Source organism: Leisingera sp. UBA4491 (genome assembly GCF_002388965.1).
Classification (GTDB): domain Bacteria; phylum Pseudomonadota; class Alphaproteobacteria; order Rhodobacterales; family Rhodobacteraceae; genus Leisingera; species Leisingera aquaemixtae.
In genome coordinates this window covers 115,896-131,922 of the sequence record NZ_DGNN01000029.1, presented here as the reverse complement: position 1 = coordinate 131,922, position 16,027 = coordinate 115,896, and the positions used below count along the sequence as shown (strand labels likewise).

The 16,027-nt window shown below is 66.6% G+C and carries 15 protein-coding genes; 12 read left to right on the top strand and 3 right to left on the bottom strand.

Features of this window, described 5'->3' with window-relative positions; genetic code table 11:
- Positions 1-11: 11 nt before the first annotated feature.
- The gene (locus B2P87_RS18345) at positions 12-2,282 is read left to right on the top strand and encodes a response regulator (RefSeq protein ID WP_141891851.1); all 2,271 of its coding nucleotides are present in this window, start codon (positions 12-14) and stop codon (positions 2,280-2,282) included.
- A 447-nt stretch (positions 2,283-2,729) separates the two neighbouring features.
- On the opposite strand, the gene yaaA is transcribed toward B2P87_RS18345, so the two are convergent.
- From yaaA to B2P87_RS18330, 3 genes are all read right to left on the bottom strand, one after another.
- On the bottom strand, positions 2,730-3,494 hold the full coding sequence (gene yaaA, locus B2P87_RS18340) for a peroxide stress protein YaaA (protein ID WP_141891850.1): 765 nt from the start codon (positions 3,492-3,494) through the stop codon (positions 2,730-2,732).
- A 42-nt stretch (positions 3,495-3,536) separates the two neighbouring features.
- Complete coding sequence (recQ, locus tag B2P87_RS18335; RefSeq protein ID WP_141891849.1) at positions 3,537-5,603, bottom strand: DNA helicase RecQ; 2,067 nt, start codon at positions 5,601-5,603, stop codon at positions 3,537-3,539.
- A gap of 140 nt (positions 5,604-5,743) precedes the next feature.
- A complete protein-coding gene (locus B2P87_RS18330; RefSeq protein WP_008553493.1) occupies positions 5,744-6,031 on the bottom strand; it encodes a YggT family protein in 288 nt (95 codons plus the stop codon).
- A 133-nt stretch (positions 6,032-6,164) separates the two neighbouring features.
- Here B2P87_RS18330 and B2P87_RS18325 point away from each other — a divergent pair, with 133 nt between their 5' ends.
- The 11 genes from B2P87_RS18325 to B2P87_RS18275 all read left to right on the top strand — a co-directional run bounded on the left by B2P87_RS18325 (position 6,165) and on the right by B2P87_RS18275 (position 15,907).
- On the top strand, positions 6,165-6,713 hold the full coding sequence (locus B2P87_RS18325) for an acyl-CoA thioesterase (RefSeq protein ID WP_141891848.1): 549 nt from the start codon (positions 6,165-6,167) through the stop codon (positions 6,711-6,713).
- 17 nt (positions 6,714-6,730) lie between these two features.
- Positions 6,731-8,128: an MFS transporter gene (locus B2P87_RS18320; RefSeq protein ID WP_333868703.1), complete on the top strand. Its 1,398-nt coding sequence runs from the start codon at positions 6,731-6,733 to the stop codon at positions 8,126-8,128.
- Positions 8,125-8,994 (top strand): penicillin-insensitive murein endopeptidase, encoded by an 870-nt coding sequence (gene mepA, locus B2P87_RS18315; RefSeq protein ID WP_141891846.1) that lies wholly within the window; start codon positions 8,125-8,127, stop codon positions 8,992-8,994. The genes B2P87_RS18320 and mepA overlap by 4 nt, the downstream gene beginning before the upstream one ends.
- The gene (locus B2P87_RS18310; RefSeq protein WP_141891845.1) at positions 8,967-9,881 is read left to right on the top strand and encodes an esterase-like activity of phytase family protein; all 915 of its coding nucleotides are present in this window, start codon (positions 8,967-8,969) and stop codon (positions 9,879-9,881) included. The genes mepA and B2P87_RS18310 overlap by 28 nt, the downstream gene beginning before the upstream one ends.
- A gap of 192 nt (positions 9,882-10,073) precedes the next feature.
- On the top strand, positions 10,074-10,709 hold the full coding sequence (locus B2P87_RS18305; protein WP_141891844.1) for a queuosine precursor transporter: 636 nt from the start codon (positions 10,074-10,076) through the stop codon (positions 10,707-10,709).
- Between the two features lie 258 nt (positions 10,710-10,967).
- Positions 10,968-11,387: an alternative ribosome rescue aminoacyl-tRNA hydrolase ArfB gene (gene arfB, locus B2P87_RS18300; protein WP_141891843.1), complete on the top strand. Its 420-nt coding sequence runs from the start codon at positions 10,968-10,970 to the stop codon at positions 11,385-11,387.
- 63 nt (positions 11,388-11,450) lie between these two features.
- Positions 11,451-12,197, top strand: coding sequence for an SDR family oxidoreductase (locus B2P87_RS18295; RefSeq protein ID WP_141891842.1), 747 nt, complete (start codon positions 11,451-11,453; stop codon positions 12,195-12,197).
- 85 nt (positions 12,198-12,282) lie between these two features.
- Positions 12,283-13,305 (top strand): P1 family peptidase, encoded by a 1,023-nt coding sequence (locus B2P87_RS18290; protein WP_141891841.1) that lies wholly within the window; start codon positions 12,283-12,285, stop codon positions 13,303-13,305.
- 109 nt (positions 13,306-13,414) lie between these two features.
- Entirely contained in the window at positions 13,415-13,876 is a 462-nt protein-coding gene (locus tag B2P87_RS18285; RefSeq protein WP_058285363.1) for a c-type cytochrome, read from the top strand.
- A 153-nt stretch (positions 13,877-14,029) separates the two neighbouring features.
- Complete coding sequence (idi, locus tag B2P87_RS18280) at positions 14,030-14,572, top strand: isopentenyl-diphosphate Delta-isomerase (RefSeq protein ID WP_141891840.1); 543 nt, start codon at positions 14,030-14,032, stop codon at positions 14,570-14,572.
- Positions 14,573-14,650: 78 nt separating this feature from the next.
- A complete protein-coding gene (locus tag B2P87_RS18275) occupies positions 14,651-15,907 on the top strand; it encodes a flavin-dependent oxidoreductase (protein WP_141891839.1) in 1,257 nt (418 codons plus the stop codon).
- Positions 15,908-16,027: the final 120 nt, after the last annotated feature.

Sequence of the window (16,027 nt, the reverse complement as noted above, 5' to 3'; positions counted from 1 at the left end):
AGTTTGCAGGGATGAGCCTTGCCGACAAATTATCGGAAGAAAGGCGGGCCCGGCTGGCCGCCGAGCGGCTGCTTGAGCTGAAGCAGGCGGAGCTGTCTGCTGCCAACCGCAAACTTGGCCGCCACGCGCTGGCATTGACCAAGCAGATCGGCCAGACCCAGGCGGAAGTCGCCACCGTGCGCGACGAAAACGCCAAGGTGAAATCCGATCTCCACACCGCCAACGAGAAAATCGAAACCGCAGAGCGGCGCCTGTGGCATTCGATCCAGGCGTTTCAGGACGGGTTTGCCTTTTTCGACACTGACAGCAACCTCATTGGCGCCAACACCGCCTATCTCAACATCTTCGACGGTCTGGAGGAGGTGGCGCCCGGCATCTCCTACATGCGCATCCTGCAGCTGCTGACCGACGAGGGGCTGATCAACACCGGCGGCATGGCCCCGGATGCCTGGCGGGCGATGATGAACGAACGCTGGCTCTCCCCCGCGCCGGAACCGGTGGTGGTCCAGCTTTGGGATGAGCGGTACCTGCGCCTGATCGACCAGCGCGGCCATGACGGCGACATGGTGACCCTGGCGCTCGATATCACGTCGACCGTGCGCTATGAGGAGGAGCTGCGCGCCGCCCGCGCCCGGGCCGAGGCCGCCAACCGCGCCAAATCGGCCTTCCTCGCCAATATGAGCCATGAGATCCGCACGCCGATGAACGGGGTGGTGGGCATGGCGGAACTGCTGTGCGACACCGAGCTGGACGAGGAGCAGCGGCTGTATGCCAGCACCATCAAGAATTCGGGCGAGGCGCTGCTGGTCATCATCAATGACGTGCTCGACTACTCCAAGATCGAAGCCGACAAGCTGGAGCTGCATCCCGAGCCCTTTGACCTGGAGCGCAGCCTGCATGAGGTGGTGATGCTGCTGCAGCCCACCGCCCGGGACAAGGGGATTGCGCTGCTGGTCGATTACGACCTGTTCCTGCCGACCCGCTTTACCGGCGATCCGGGCCGGATCCGGCAGGTGCTGACCAACCTGGCCGGCAATGCGGTGAAGTTCACCAAGGAGGGGCATGTGACGCTGCGGGTGACCGGCATCACCTCTCCCGACGACAAGCAATGCGCGGTGCATGTCAATATCGAGGACACCGGCATCGGCATCCCGGAGGAGAAGATCAGCCACATCTTCGGCGAGTTCAACCAGGTCGAGGACGAGCGCAACCGCCAGTTCGAAGGCACCGGCCTGGGGCTGGCGATCTCCAAGCGGCTGATCGAGATGATGGGCGGCGAGATCTGGGTCGACAGCGAGGAAGGCAAGGGCTCCTGCTTTGGCTTCCGCCTGCCGCTGCCGGTGGAAGCCGGCCCCGAGGCGGCGGTTCAGGCGCTGCCCAGCACCCTGCGCCACGTGCTGCTGGTGGATGACATGCCGCTGAACTGCGAGATCCTGCAGAAGCATCTGCTGATGCTGGGCATCCAGGTCACCACCGCCGGCACCGCCGCTGCTGCGCTGGCGGCGATGCAGGACGGGATCGACCTGGTCATCAGCGGCCACAACCTGCCGGTGCTGGACGGTGTGAAGCTGGCCCGGAACCTCAGGTCCGGGCCGTGGAGCGGGGTGCCGGTGCTGCTGCTGAACTCCAGCCCGCAGGCGGCCAATGATCCGGAAATCCGCCAGCTGGTGAACGGCGTGCTGCAGAACCCGGTGCCGCGCGGCGAGCTGTTCCGCCAGCTGGCGCGCCTGGCCGGCCCCGGCAGGCCCGCCGCGGTGCAGGCGGCCCCTGTCGCGAAGCCGGAGCCTGCCGCCGCCGCCATTCCGCTGGCCGCGCCGCCGGAACCGCCCGCGGCGCCGGCCTCCCCCGAAGCCCGGCGGATGCGGGTGCTGGCGGCAGAGGACAACAAGACCAACCAGCTGGTGTTCCGCAAGATGGTGAAGGAGCTGGACATCGACCTGAAATTCGCCGGCAACGGCCTGGAGGCGGTCGACGCCTACAGCAGCTTTGAGCCGGATCTGATCTTCATGGACATCTCGATGCCCAAGATGGACGGCAAGGAAGCCACCGCCGAGATCCGCAAGATCGAGGCCGGAACCGGCCGTCACGTGCCGGTGGTGGCGCTGACGGCGCATGCCATGGCGGGCGATTCCGAGGGCATTCTGGCGGCCGGGCTGGACCATTACCTGACCAAGCCGCTGCGCAAGGCGCTGATCCACGAGAAGATCCGCGATTTCGCCCCGGCCGGCACAAGGCCGCTGGACCCCGGCAGCCCGCCCGCCGTCTCCGCCGCCGGAGCCTGACCGGCGTCCCGATTGCGTCTGCGCCGGGCTGCGCGCAGCTGGGATAACCGGCCTTCGGGAGCCGCGGCAGTGCCGTGCCCTGGCCCGGCCGCCGGACCAGCCGGTCAGGCGGAAGCCGGTGAGATGAAGGCCAGTCATGCCGAGGCCGGTCAGACGCAGGCCAGATATGCAGAAGCCAGTCAGGCTTCGGGCAGTCAGACGGAGACCGCTCAGGTGGAAGCTGCTCAAGCTGAAGGTGCTCAGCCCGGGCTGCAGCCTGCGCCGGGCAGGATTGCAGCCGCCAGGCCCTCCCGCGCCCGCGGGCGCACCGGCTGCGCCGGAACGCCCTCTGTGCGGCCTTGGGCCCGGCAGCGCGCGTGCCGCGCGCTGCCGGGCCCAACCGGGACGGTGCATTCTTTGAATGTGCCGGAGCGGGCGGGAGCTGCCCTCTTTTATGTCAAGTTCAGGTCAAGCCTTGCGCAGGAAGACGGGCTTGTCCGGCTCCGACATCTGCGGCTGATAGGCATAGCCGCCGGCGTCAAAGTCCTTGAGGCTCCGTGCATCCGTCAGCCGGTGCTGGATGATATACCGCGCCATCGCGCCGCGGGCGCGTTTGGCGTAGAAGCTCACCACCTTGGGGGTGCCGTTCTTGTCTTCCATGAAGACCGGCGTGATCACCCGCGGCTTCAGCGCCGCCAGATCGACCGCGCCGAAGTATTCCTGGCTGGCGCAGTTCACCAGCACCTGCGCGCCCACCGCGTCTGCCTGTTCATTCAGTGCTTCCGAAATCCGGCTGCCCCAGAAGTCGTAGAGGTTCTTGCCGCGCGGGGTTTTCAGGCGCGAGCCCATTTCCAGCCGGTACGGCTGCATCGCGTCCAAGGGCCGCAGCACGCCGTACAGGCCGGACAGGATGCGGAAATGCTCCTGCGCCCAAGCCATTTCCTCAGGCTCCAGCGAGACGGCCTCCAGCCCCTGATAGGTGTCACCGGCAAAGGCCAGCGCCGCCGGGCGGGTGGCGTCTGTCTTGGGGTCGGCGGCAAACTCCTGGAACCGCGCATAATTCAGCTTCGCCAGATCCTCGCTGATTTGCATCAGCTTCATCAGATCCGCCACCGATTGGCCGCGGGCCACCTCTGCCAGCGCCACCGCATCGTCATGCAGCGCGGGCCAGGTCATCTCCTGCTCCCGTTCCGCCCAGTCCAGCTTCTTGGCCGGAGAGGTCACTACCAGCATATCTGCCCCCAAATTTTCCTAGCCCGGTTTCTTGGCGCGACCCTAGCCCGCGCCGCGCAAGACGTCCAGAAACGCCGCTGCGAAACGTTCGGCGCGGCGCTCCCCCAGCAGTTTGGTGACGCCGGTCTCGTCCTCCGGGCGCATCTGCGCCACTTTGGCCAGGAGCGACGCAGAACAGGTGAGCGGTTTCAGCGTGCCGCACGCGCCGCGCGCCAGCTGCGCCTGCACTTCCAGCAGCGAATCGTAGACAGAGCCGGACTCCCGCCCCGCCAGCTTGCGCCGCGCGGGATGCAGCTGCTCCGCCGCGCCGGTGATCACCCCCAGGAAGTCGTCGCCGTAGCGTTCCAGCTTCTTGGCGCCGACGCCATTGATGCGGGCCATCTGGTCCAGCGTTTCCGGGCGCATCTCTGCCATCTCGATCAGGGTGCGGTCGGGGAAGATCACATAGGCCGGCACTTTCTGCGCCTCGGCCAGGGCGCGGCGCTTTGCCTTCAAGGCCGACAGCAGCGGCGCGTCCTCCTCGGAGACCAGCGCCTTCACTGCCGGGCGGCGGTCTGCGGATGTGATGGTGTCGCGGCGCAGCTCAATGGTTTGCTCGCCGCGCAGGATCGGCAGCGCGGCTTCGGTAAAGCGCAGGGCGCCGTGGCGTTCGGGGTCGGGGCGCAAGAGGTCGTGGCCCATCATCTGCCGGAACACCGCCTGCCACTGGCGCTTGCCGAATTCCTTGCCGCAGCCATAGACCGACAGCTCATCATGGCGCTTGGCGCGGATGCGCTCGTTGTCGGCCCCCAGCAGAATGTCGATCAGATGGCCGGAGCCGAACCATTCCTCGGTCCTGAGCACCGCTGACAGCGCCTTCCTCACCACGGTGGTGCCGTCGAACACATCCGCTGGCGTGTCGCAGAGGTCGCAGTTGCCGCAAGGCTCTGCCGCCTCGCCAAAATAGCCCAGCAGTTTCTGGCGGCGGCAATGCAGCGCCTCGGCGAGGCCAAGGAGAGCGTTCAGGCGGGCGTGGTCGGCGGCGCGGCGTTCGGGCGGGGCGAGGCCCTCGTCGATCTGCGAGCGGCGCAGGCGGATGTCGTCGGGGCCGAACAGGGTGAGGGTTTCGGCTGGCGCGCCGTCGCGGCCGGCGCGGCCGATTTCCTGGTAGTAGGCTTCGATGCTTTTCGGCAGGTCGGCGTGGGCGACCCAGCGGATGTCGGGCTTGTCGATGCCCATGCCAAAGGCGACGGTGGCAACCACGATCAGCCCGTCCTCGCGGGCGAAGCGGGTTTCGACGATGCGGCGGTCCTCGGCCTCCATGCCGCCGTGGTAGAAACAGGCGCTGTGGCCTGCGTCGCGCAGAGCGGCGGACAGCGCTTCGGTCTTGGCGCGGGTGCCGCAGTAGACAATGCCGGATTGCCCCTTGCGGGCGGCGGCGAACTCCAGGATCTGGCGGCGGGGGCTGTCCTTTGCGCCAAAGGCCAGGTGGATGTTGGGCCGGTCGAAACCGCGCAGGAAGCTGCGGGGGGCCTCGCCGTCGAACAGTTTCTGGACGATTTCTTCCTGGGTTTCCTGGTCGGCGGTGGCGGTGAAGGCGGCCAGCGGCACGTCCAGGGCGCGGCGCAGCTCGCCGATGCGCAGGTAGTCGGGGCGGAAGTCGTGGCCCCACTGGCTGACGCAATGCGCCTCGTCCACCGCGATCAGGCTGACGCCGATGCGGCGCAGCATCCCCATCGCGGCACCTGAGGCGAGGCGTTCGGGCGCCATGTAGAGGAGCTTGAGCCGCCCGGCCTCAATCGCCTGCCAGACCATTTCGGTCTCTTCATCGGTATTGCCGGAGGTGAGCGCGCCTGCTGTGACGCCGGCCTCCTGCAGGGCGCGGACCTGGTCGCGCATCAGGGCAATGAGGGGGGAGATCACCACGGTGATGCCGTCGCGCAGCAGCGCGGGCAGCTGGTAGCACAGCGACTTGCCGCCGCCGGTGGGCATGATCGCCAGCACGTTTTCCCCGGCGGTTACTGCGTCGACGATCTCTTCCTGGCCGGGGCGGAAGGCGTCGAAGCCGAAGATCTCGCGCAGGATCGGGGACGCGCCAGGGAGTTCTGCCGGGGATGCCGGGGCTGTCATGGGGGCGAAGGGCCTTGTTGTGGTGGTCTGCTCTTACTTGGCAGGCACAATCCCACAGGAGGCATGGGGCGGCAAGGGGGGCTTAGGCCAGCAGTGGGAATGCCCGGCGGTGCCGCCGGGCGAAACACTTTCAAGCTGGTTCAGTAAAACGCCGCCATGTTGTTCATCAGGATGATGCGCAGCGCGTAGACCGCGACCAGCACCACCAGCGGCGCCAGATCCAACCCGCCCATGTTCGGGATCACCCGGCGCACCGGGGCGTAAAGCGGTTCCAGAATCCGGTTCAGCCCGTACCAGATCTGCGCCACCAGCTGCTGGTGCAGGTTCAGCACCTGGAAGTTGATCAGCCAGCTCATGATCACATGGGCAATGATGAAGAACCAGACGATGTCCAGGATCAGCATCAGGATTTGGAACAGCGAGACCATCTGTATTTCCCTTTTTCGAACAGCCACACAGGTAAGCAGCCGGCGGGAAATACGCAAGGCTTCCGCGAGGTTGCGGTTGACGCGCTGTAAACGGGTGGCATCACGGGCACATGCGAAACAGGAGCGCCGTGCGATGTACCCGATTTTCCGCCTGATCAAGGATACCGTTCTGGCCAGCCGGATGGAGCGGCTGCCGATCACCGGCCTGCATGTGTCCAGCCACATCTGCTGGCCCTGGGATCTGGACATGTGGATGGAGCTGAACAACGGCCGCACAATGACCCTGTACGACCTGGGCCGCACCATGCTGGCGCAGCGGGTCGGGCTGATCCGCTGCCTGCGCGAGAACCGCTGGGGGCTGACGGTGGCCGGGTCCTCGGTGCGCTACCGCCGCCGCATCCGCGGCTTCGAGAAGTTCGAGATGCGCAGCCGCACCGCGGGCTGGGATGATAAATTCATCTATGTCGAGCAATCCATGTGGAAGAAAAACGGCGACTGCGCCAGCCATGTGATGCTGCGCACCGCGGTGACGGACAAAAACGGCATCGTGCCGCCCGCCAGGGTGCTGGCGGCGCTGGGGCAGACTGCGGAAACCTCGCCCGAGCTGCCAGCCTGGATCAAGGACTGGTGCCAAGCGGATGCGGGCCGCCCCTGGCCGCCGATGCAGGACGGGCTTGCCTAGGCCCCTGCCCGCCTGTCATACCTGAAGGCAACAATAAAAAGAGGCCGGGTATGCAGCAGGTGTCCACGCGCAAGCGGATCTGGGGGTGGTGGTTCTTCGATTGGGCCAGCCAGCCGTATCAGACGCTGCTGGTCACCTTCATCTTCAGCCCGTTCTTTGCCGCCGTGGCCGCCGAGCACTTCATGGGCCAGGGGCTGGACGGCGAGGCCGCCAAGGCGCAGGCGCAGACCGTCTGGTCGATGTGCCTGACCGTGACCGGGCTGATCATCGGCTTCGGGGCGCCGTTCCTGGGCGCGCTGGCGGATATCACCGGGCGGCGCCTGCCCTGGATCATGGTGTTTTCGCTGATGTATCTGATCGGCGCCTGGGGCCTTTGGTACATGGATCCCGCGGGCAGCAACCTGTGGTGGATGCTGGTCAGCTTCGGCTTTGGCTTCATCGGCGCCGAGTTTGCCCTGATCTTTGTCAACGCCCAGCTGCCGACGCTGGCCAGCCGCGAGGATGTCGGCGCCATTTCCGGCTCCGGCTTTGCCTTTGGCTACCTGGGCGGGGTGATCGCGCTGTTCATCATGCTGCTTTTGTTCGTCGAGCAGGGCAGCGGCAAGACCCTGATCGGCCTCAGCCCGGCCCTGGGCCTGGATGCGGCTTCGCGGGAGGGCACCCGCGCTGCCGGGCCGTTTACCGCGGTCTGGTTTGCCGTCTTCATGATCCCCTATTTCCTGTGGGTGAAGGACCGCGGCGCGACCGGGCGCAAGGCGACGCTGGGCAAGGCCTGGCAGATGGTGGTCAAGCTGGTCGCCGGCCTGCGCCGCCGGCTGAGCCTGGCGAGCTACCTTGGCTCCTCGATGCTGTACCGCGATGCGCTGAACGGGCTTTACGGCTTTGGCGGCGTCTACGCCAAGCTGGTGCTGGGCTGGGAGATCACCCAGATCGGCATCTTCGGGATTGTCGCCGCCCTCGCCGCCACCCTGTTCAGCTGGCTGGGCGGCAAGGCGGACCGGCGGTTCGGGCCGAAGCCGGTGATCATCGCCGCGATCCTGGTGCTGTCGCTGGTCTGCCTGATCATCGTCAGCATGTCGCGCACCCAGTTTTTCGGCGTCGCGCTGGCAGAAGGCTCCACCCTGCCGGACACGGTGTTCTTCGGCTGCGGCGTGCTGATCGGCGGCTTTGGCGGCATCCTGCAGGCCGCCAGCCGCAGCCTGATGGTGCGCCACACCAGCCCCAGGGACGCGACCGAAAGCTTTGGCCTTTACGGCCTGTCGGGACGGGCCACAGCGTTTCTAGCGCCCGCACTGATCGGCCTGGCGACCACGCTGACCGGCAGCGCCCGGCTGGGGATCACCCCGGTCATCGGGCTGTTTCTGATCGGATTGATACTGTTATTCTGGGTTCAAGGAGAAGGAGATCAGGGTTGAGACTGTTATTTGCCATATGTTTAGCGGTTGCTGGTTTACTCAGTCCGGCAAGCGCGCAGACCCCCGCCAAAGCCCTGTTCGGGGCCAAACCCGTTGCCTCCCCGCACCGTCCGGCCCCCTTCGGCTCTTACGCCAAGGGCTGTGTTGCCGGCGCCGAGCAGCTGCCGGAAACCGGCCCCACCTGGCAGGCCATGCGGCTGAGCCGCAACCGCAACTGGGGGCACCCGGCAGCGATTGATTTCGTCAAGGACCTGAGCCGCGTGGCTGCGAAACAGCGCGGCTGGAAGGGGCTTTATATCGGCGACATCAGCCAGCCGCGGGGCGGGCCGATGCTGTCGGGCCATCGCAGCCACCAGATCGGCCTGGACATCGACATCTGGATGCGCCCGCCCGACCGGCTGAACCTGAGCCGCAGCGCGCGCGAGAACATCTCCTCGATCTCGATGCGCCGGGCCAATGGCGCCTATGTGAACGCCAGCTGGACGCGGGCGCATCACGAGATCCTGAAGGCGGCCGCCAAGGACAAGCGGGTGGCGCGGATTTTCGTCTTTCCAGGCGCCAAGGTGCAGATGTGCAACGACGAAAAGGGCGACCGCCGCTGGCTGCGCAAGATCCGGCCCTGGTGGGGGCACCATTACCATTTTCACGTGCGGCTGAACTGCCCCCGCGGCGCCCGCGGCTGTGTCGATCAGGCGGCTCCGCCCAAGGGCGACGGCTGCGCCGATGCGCAGCAGTGGGTCAGCAACATCCTGAACCCGCAGCCGCCGAAACCGGTTGACCCGAACGCGCCAAAGCCTAAACCTCGGCGGGACTACACCCTTTCGGACCTGCCTCAGCAATGCGCCGCCGTTCTGCACTCAAACTGATCCTGGCATTTACCGCCGCCGCCGGGCTGGCGGCGGCGGCTTTTGCGGCCAGCCGCCCGGCCGCTGCCGTGACCGCCAAGGCGCAGTATCTGGGCAGCTATACCTGGAACCTGAAACAGCCCTGGTTCGGTGGCTTCTCCGCGCTGAAGATCAGCGCAGGCGGAAGCGAAATGACGGTGCTCAGCGACCGGGCCACGCTGGTGACAACCAGCATCCGGCGCAAGAAGGGGCAGATCTCCGGCGTGACCGCCCGCACCGCGCACGGGCTTCGCGCCTCCACCGGCAAGATGCTGAGCGGCTTTGCCGGCGACAGCGAGGGCCTGGCCATCGCGGCGGACGGCAGCCGTTACATCTCCTTTGAGGGCGCGGCGCGGGTCGCCCGCTACCGCCACGCGCAAGGCCGCGCCAAGGTGCTGCCGCGGCCCGCGGCGTTCCGCAAGCTGCCGGTCAACAAGTCGCTGGAAACGCTGGCGATCGATGCCCGCGGCGATCTCTACACGCTGCCGGAACAGGCCTTTGACCAGAACGGGCAGATCCCGGTCTGGCGCTGGAACGGCCGCCGCTGGTCGCGCCCCTTCAGCCTGCCGCCTTCAGGCAGCTTCCTGCCGGTGGATGCCGATTTCGGGCCTGACGGGCGCTTTTACCTGCTGGAGCGGGACCTGACCTTTCTGGGCTTCCGCAGCCGCCTGCGCCGCTGGGACATGACCGCTGGCGGGCCGGTGAACGAGACGGTCCTGCTGCAGACCGGCCCCGGCACCCACGACAATCTTGAGGGCCTGTCGGTCTGGACCGATGACACCGGGCGGCTGCGCGCCACCATGGTGTCCGACGACAATTTCCTGCCGCTGCAGCGGACGGAACTGGTGGAATACGCTCTGCCCCGCTGATCTGCGCCCTGCGCCGCGCCAGCGGCGCCCGGCCCAACCGCGGGCGGGGCATTTCCCGGATGCACCGCCCGCGGGCGGGAGCCCCTGCCCGCACAAGGGAGGCTTGCACCGCGGGCCGGAGCATTTTAAACGGGCCGGTCTTTTGCTGCCGCGGAGAAATTTTCCGCGCCCCGAAACAAACGGATCCGATCCATGACCCGCTCGCATATCCCCGGTATTCTTGCCATGGCCGCCGTGGTGGCAGCCTCCAACATATTGGTGCAATTCCTGTTCGGTCAGTGGCTGACCTGGGGCGCCTTCACCTATCCGGTCGCCTTTCTTGTCACCGACGTGATGAACCGGGTCTACGGCGCCGCCGCCGCGCGCAAGGTCGTGGCTGCCGGCTTTGTCGCCGGGGTGATCTGCTCGCTCATCGGCACTCAGGTAATGCTGCAGGGCGATGGCTTCACCTACCCGGCGGTGACCCTGCGGATCGCGCTTGGCTCCGGCCTTGCCTTCCTTACGGCGCAGATGCTGGATGTGGCCGTGTTCTCTGCCCTGCGCGAGGGCAAATGGTGGCGCGCGCCGCTGGCCTCCACCCTGATCGGCTCCTCCGTCGACACCGCGATTTTCTTCACCCTGGCGTTTTCGGCCGCGCTCAGCTGGCTGGAACCGGCCAACGACGTGTCCTGGGCCGCAGAGATGCTGCCGCTGCTGGGCATTGGCCCCGAATCCCCCTTGTGGGTTTCGCTGGCCGTGGCCGATTGGCTGGTGAAATTGTCGCTGGCCGTGGTCGCCCTTGTGCCCTTCCGCATCATCGTGCGTAAGCTCACCGCAAAGACCACATGATTTTGTTTTGACATTAACCGAATCTGTGGCAGGCTGGACTTACACGAAACATCAGAAAGGAGGTGCCCATTGTCTAGAGAAGCTATGGAGAGCAGTGCCGGAACAGTTCAGAAGGAGTGCGGCCGAGGCAGCCCTTGGCACGTATAGCCCGCTGAATTGGTGCTGACCTAACCGGTGCACCTCCTATCATCTCGAAGGGCTGTTCCCCCGTGTGGGAACAGCCCTTTCGATTTTCCGGTGGCTATTTCATAAAGAGCCATGATCCGCATTAACGACCAAATCAGCCTGCAGGACTGGGAATTGACCGAGAGCTTTGTCCGCGCCTCGGGCCCGGGCGGGCAGAATGTGAACAAGGTGGCCACCGCCGTGGAGCTGCGGTTCGAGGCCGCCCGTTCGCCCGCGCTGGCGCCTGCGGTTAAATCGCGGCTGAAGCGGCTGGCAGGCCGCCGCTGGACCAAGGACGGCGCGATCATCCTGCAGTGCGACGAGACCCGCTCGCAGCAGAGGAACCGCGACATCGTGCGCGAGCGGCTGGCGGAACTGGTGCGCCAGGCGCTGGTCGCACCGAAGCGGCGGATTGCCACCAAACCCACCCGCGGCTCGGTCCGGCGGCGGCTGGACGCCAAGAAGCAGCGCGGCGAATTGAAAGCGACGCGCGGTAAAATCGACCCGGATTGACATGGGATTGCGTCCGCCGCCCGCTCCCCGCATTCTGACGCCAAACAGTTCGGGAGGGAAATCATGCGGCTGGACGGAAAGACCGCCATTGTGACCGGCGGCGGCTCGGGCTTTGGCGCAGGCATCGTGCGCAAGTTCCTGGCGGAAGGCGCAAAGGTGATGATTGCCGACATCAACGGCGCCGCGGCAGAGGCGATGGCGGCAGAGCTGGGCAGCAGCGCCATCGCGCAGACCGTGGATGTCTCGGACGGCGCCTCGGTCACTGCGATGGCAGAGGCGGCGCTGGCGGACTTCGGGCATCTCGACATCCTGGTGAACAATGCCGGCGTCACCCACCTGCCCGCCCCGCTGGAGGAGATCAGCGAGGACGACTTTGACCGGGTGATGGGCGTCAACATGAAATCGGTCTACCTGACCGCCCGCGCGCTGGTGCCGCATATGAAGGCCAACAAGGCGGGCGCGATCCTGAACGTGGCCTCCACCGCCGGCGTGTCGCCGCGCCCCAACCTCAACTGGTACAACGCCTCCAAGGGCTGGATGATCACCGCCACCAAGACCATGGCGGTGGAGCTGGCGCCGCATGGCGTGCGGGTGAATGCGATCAACCCGGTTGCCGGGGAAACGCCGCTGCTGAAATCCTTCATGGGCGAGGACACCCCGGAAATGCGCGCCAAGTTCCTGTCCACCATCCCGATCGGCCGCTTCTCAACGCCGGAGGACATGGGCAACGCGGCCTGCTTCCTGTGCTCCGATGAGGCCAGCATGGTCACCGGTGTCGCGATGGAAGTGGACGGCGGGCGCTGCATATAGCGTCCAGGCTTTCATCTTTCCAAAAATACTCCCGCCGGAGGCAGCGCGCGCCAGCGCGCTTCATTCAGCAAAAGGACATCCCGCCATGCTCCCCGGCCCCAGGAACCTGATCACGGACGTGCCCGGCATCCTGGTCGGCAACGCCCAGGACGCGGCGCTGAAATCCGGCACCACGGTGCTGACCGCGGACAAACCCTTCACCGCCTCAGTCCACGTGATGGGCGGTGCGCCGGGCACGCGGGAGACGGATCTGCTGGCGCCGGACAAATCGGTCGCCAGGATCGACGCGCTGGTGCTGTCGGGCGGCTCTGCCTTCGGGCTCGACGCCTGTTCCGGCGTGATGGATGCGCTGCACGGCCAAGGCCGCGGCTTTCCGGTCGGGCCTGCGCGGGTGCCGCTGGTGCCGGGCGCGATCCTGTTTGATCTGCTGAACGGCGGCAGCAAGGACTGGGATCAGAACCCCTACCGCGCCCTGGGCCGGGCGGCGTTTGAGGCGGCGGCAGAGGATTTCGAACTTGGCACTGCCGGCGCCGGCACCGGCGCGCTGACTGCGATGCTGAAGGGCGGGCTGGGGTCTGCCTCGCTGGTGCTGGAGAGCGGCGTCACGGTGGGCGCGCTGGTGGCGGCCAATCCGCTGGGCGCTGTCACGACGCCGGGCGAGACGCATTTCTGGGCCGCCCCGTTTGAGATCGGCGATGAATTCGGCGGGATCGGACCGGACCGGGCCGCCGGGCTGGGCCGCAGCCTGCACAGCCGCAAGATCGAAGCGATCCAGACCCTGGGCGGCGCGCCGCTGCCGCCGGAGCGCGCCAATACCACCATTGCCATCGTCGCCACCGATGCGGCGCTCAGCAAGGCGCAGTGCCAGCGGCTGGCCGCCGCCGCCCATGACGGCATCGGCCGCGCCATCGTGCCGGCCCATGCCCCCGGCGACGGCGATCTGGTGTTTGCCGCCAGCACCGGCGCGCGGGTGCTGGAAGCTGCGGACGCAGAACTCGGCACTCTCTGCCATGCCGCCGCCCTGTGCCTCAGCCGGGCCATCGCCCGCGCGGTCTTTCACGCGCGCCCGGAACCCGGAGACCTGCTGCCCTGCTGGTCAGCGCCTTGAATTGCCGCAGTTTCCTGCCGGAACTTTGATGCGCGTCAAACTGCCGGTTGACACTGCCGGGTATTGGATCATGAGTCACACGTGCCAACTCATAACCGGAGCAAGCAATATGAAACCTCTCGTTACAGCCGCCATTTTCGGCCTCCTCGCCGCCCCTGCCTTCGCCGAAGGCGACCCCGAAGCTGGCGAGAAAGGGTTCAACAAATGCAAGTCCTGCCACATGGTCGTCTCCGATGACGGCGACGTGATCGTCAAGGGCGGCAAGACCGGCCCCAACCTGTGGGGTGTTGCCGGCCGTGCCGCGGCCAGCGTGGAAGACTTCAAATACAGCGATGACCTGACCGCCGCAGGCGAAGCGGGCCTGGTCTGGGATGAAGAGAAATTCGTCGGCTTCACCACCGACCCCAAGAAGTTCCTGCAGGCCGAAACCGGCAATTCCAAAGCCAAGTCGAAAATGTCCTTCCGCCTGAAAAAGGGCGGCGAAGACATCTATGCCTTCCTGGCCAGCCACGGCCCGGCCCCGGCAGAGGGTGCCGAAACTGAGGAAAGCGCAGAAGCGGCCACCGAATAACGCCCGGATTTCCGGCAAGCATTGCATCAAAGCCGCGGCATTTTCGCCGCGGCTTTTCGCGTAATTGCTTTCGCAACCCGCAGGCGTTAGCGGTAAGAGCCAGGCCATCGCATTTGCGGCAGGCCGGCCAGGGAACCACGTCACGGACACAGTATGAGCCACATGATCCCCGCCTGGGTGAACGGCGATTTGACACCTGTTGACAAGCTCGCCGCACATGAGCGCGGGCTGAAACACAAGGCGGTTTCCGTCTTTGTGGTGAAAGGCGTGGAAATCCTGATGCAGCGCCGGGCGATGGGCAAATACCACACGCCGGGCCTGTGGGCGAACACCTGCTGCACCCACCCGATGTGGGAGGAGCAGCCTTCGGCCTGCGCGGTGCGGCGGATGCAGGAGGAGCTGGGGATCACCGGTCTTTACCCGGAGTTCCGCCACCACCTGGAATACCGCGCCGATGTCGGCAACGGGCTGGTGGAGCATGAAGCGGTGGATGTGTTCCTGGCCCACGCCCACCGCCCGCTGAAGGTCACCCCGAACCCGGATGAGGTGATGGAGACCCGATGGGTCGACTATCACGACCTGCTGGCGGAGGTGAGCCGCCATCCTGAACGCTTCACCCCCTGGCTGAAGATCTACCTGCACAATTATGCCGACGTGATCTTTGGCCCCGACCTGATCATCGCCGGACGGCGCTGACCTCAATCCGCCTCTGCCCGCTTGCCCTGCTGCCTGCGCCGTGGTTATCTGCCCGCGCCATTAGGGAGTATGCTTATCATGTCCATTCTCATCGCCGGCGGCGGCATTGCCGGGCTGACCCTGGGGCTGACGCTGCAGCAGGCCGGGGTGCCCTTCCGCATCTTCGAGGCCGCGCGGGAGCTGAAGCCGATGGGGGTTGGCATCAACCTGCAGCCCAATGCAGTGCGGGAGCTGTTCGATCTGGGGCTGGAGGCGGAGCTGGACGCGATTGGCGTCAGAACCCGGCAGCTGGGGTTTTACAGCAAGCTGGGCAAGACCATCTGGGAGGAGCCGCGCGGCACCGGCGCGGGCTATGCCTGGCCGCAGTATTCGGTGCACCGGGGGGCGTTGCAGATGATGCTCTGCCGCGCGCTGGCGGAGCGTGCGGGGGCGGATTGCATTGAAACCGGCGCGCGGGCGGCGGGGTTTGAGAACACGGACGGCGGCGCGGCGCTGCTGCTGGCAGACGGGCGGCGGATCGAAGGCGCGCTGGTTGTGGGGGCGGATGGCATCCACTCTGCCCTGCGCGCGCAGATGGTGCCGGATGAGGGCGCGCCGGTCTGGAACGGCCGCATCCTGTGGCGCGCCACCACCCAAGCGCCCGCATTCAAGGGTGGCGCGTCAATGGCGATGATCGGCCATGACCATCTGCGGCTGGTGGCCTATCCGATCTCGGCGCCGGACGCGGACGGCCGCGTGACGATGAACTGGATTGCGGAGAAAAGCTTTGATCCCTCCGCGCCCTGGCGGCGGGAGGACTGGAACCGGCCCGCGGATATCACTGAGTTCCTGCCGGATTTTGCGGATTGGCAGTTTGATTGGATCGACGTCCCGGCCCTGATCCGCGGGGCGGAGGCGGTTTATGAATACCCGATGGTGGACCGCGATCCGCTGGCGCGCTGGACGCATGGCAACGTCACCCTGATGGGCGACGCGGCGCATCCGACCTATCCGGTCGGGTCAAACGGTGCCAGCCAGGCGATTGTGGACGCGCGGGTGATCGGCGCCAAGCTGCTGGAGCACGGCATCAGCGCCGCCGCGCTTGAGGCCTATGAGGCAGACGTGCGCCCGGTGACAACGGCAGTGGGCCTGGCCAACCGCGCGGGCGGCGGGCCGGACGGGGTGCTGCAACAGGTTGAGGACCTCTGCGGCGGCGACTTCGGGGACATCAGCGAGGTGATCCCGCAGGCGGAGCTGGCCGCCCATGCCGCCAAGTACAAATCCATTGCGGGTTTCTCGATCGAGGAACTGAATGCGCGCCCTGCTACCATCCCGGCAGGTGCCCGCGTCAGTTAGGGAACGCCTGCGGCCGGCCGCGGGTCAAGGGCGGCGCAGCCGCCGTGCCGCAGGCACGGTTCACCCTTGAGGCGCGGATGGGCGCACAGACCCTCGGCAAGGCGCGTTTCAGGGCAGCCC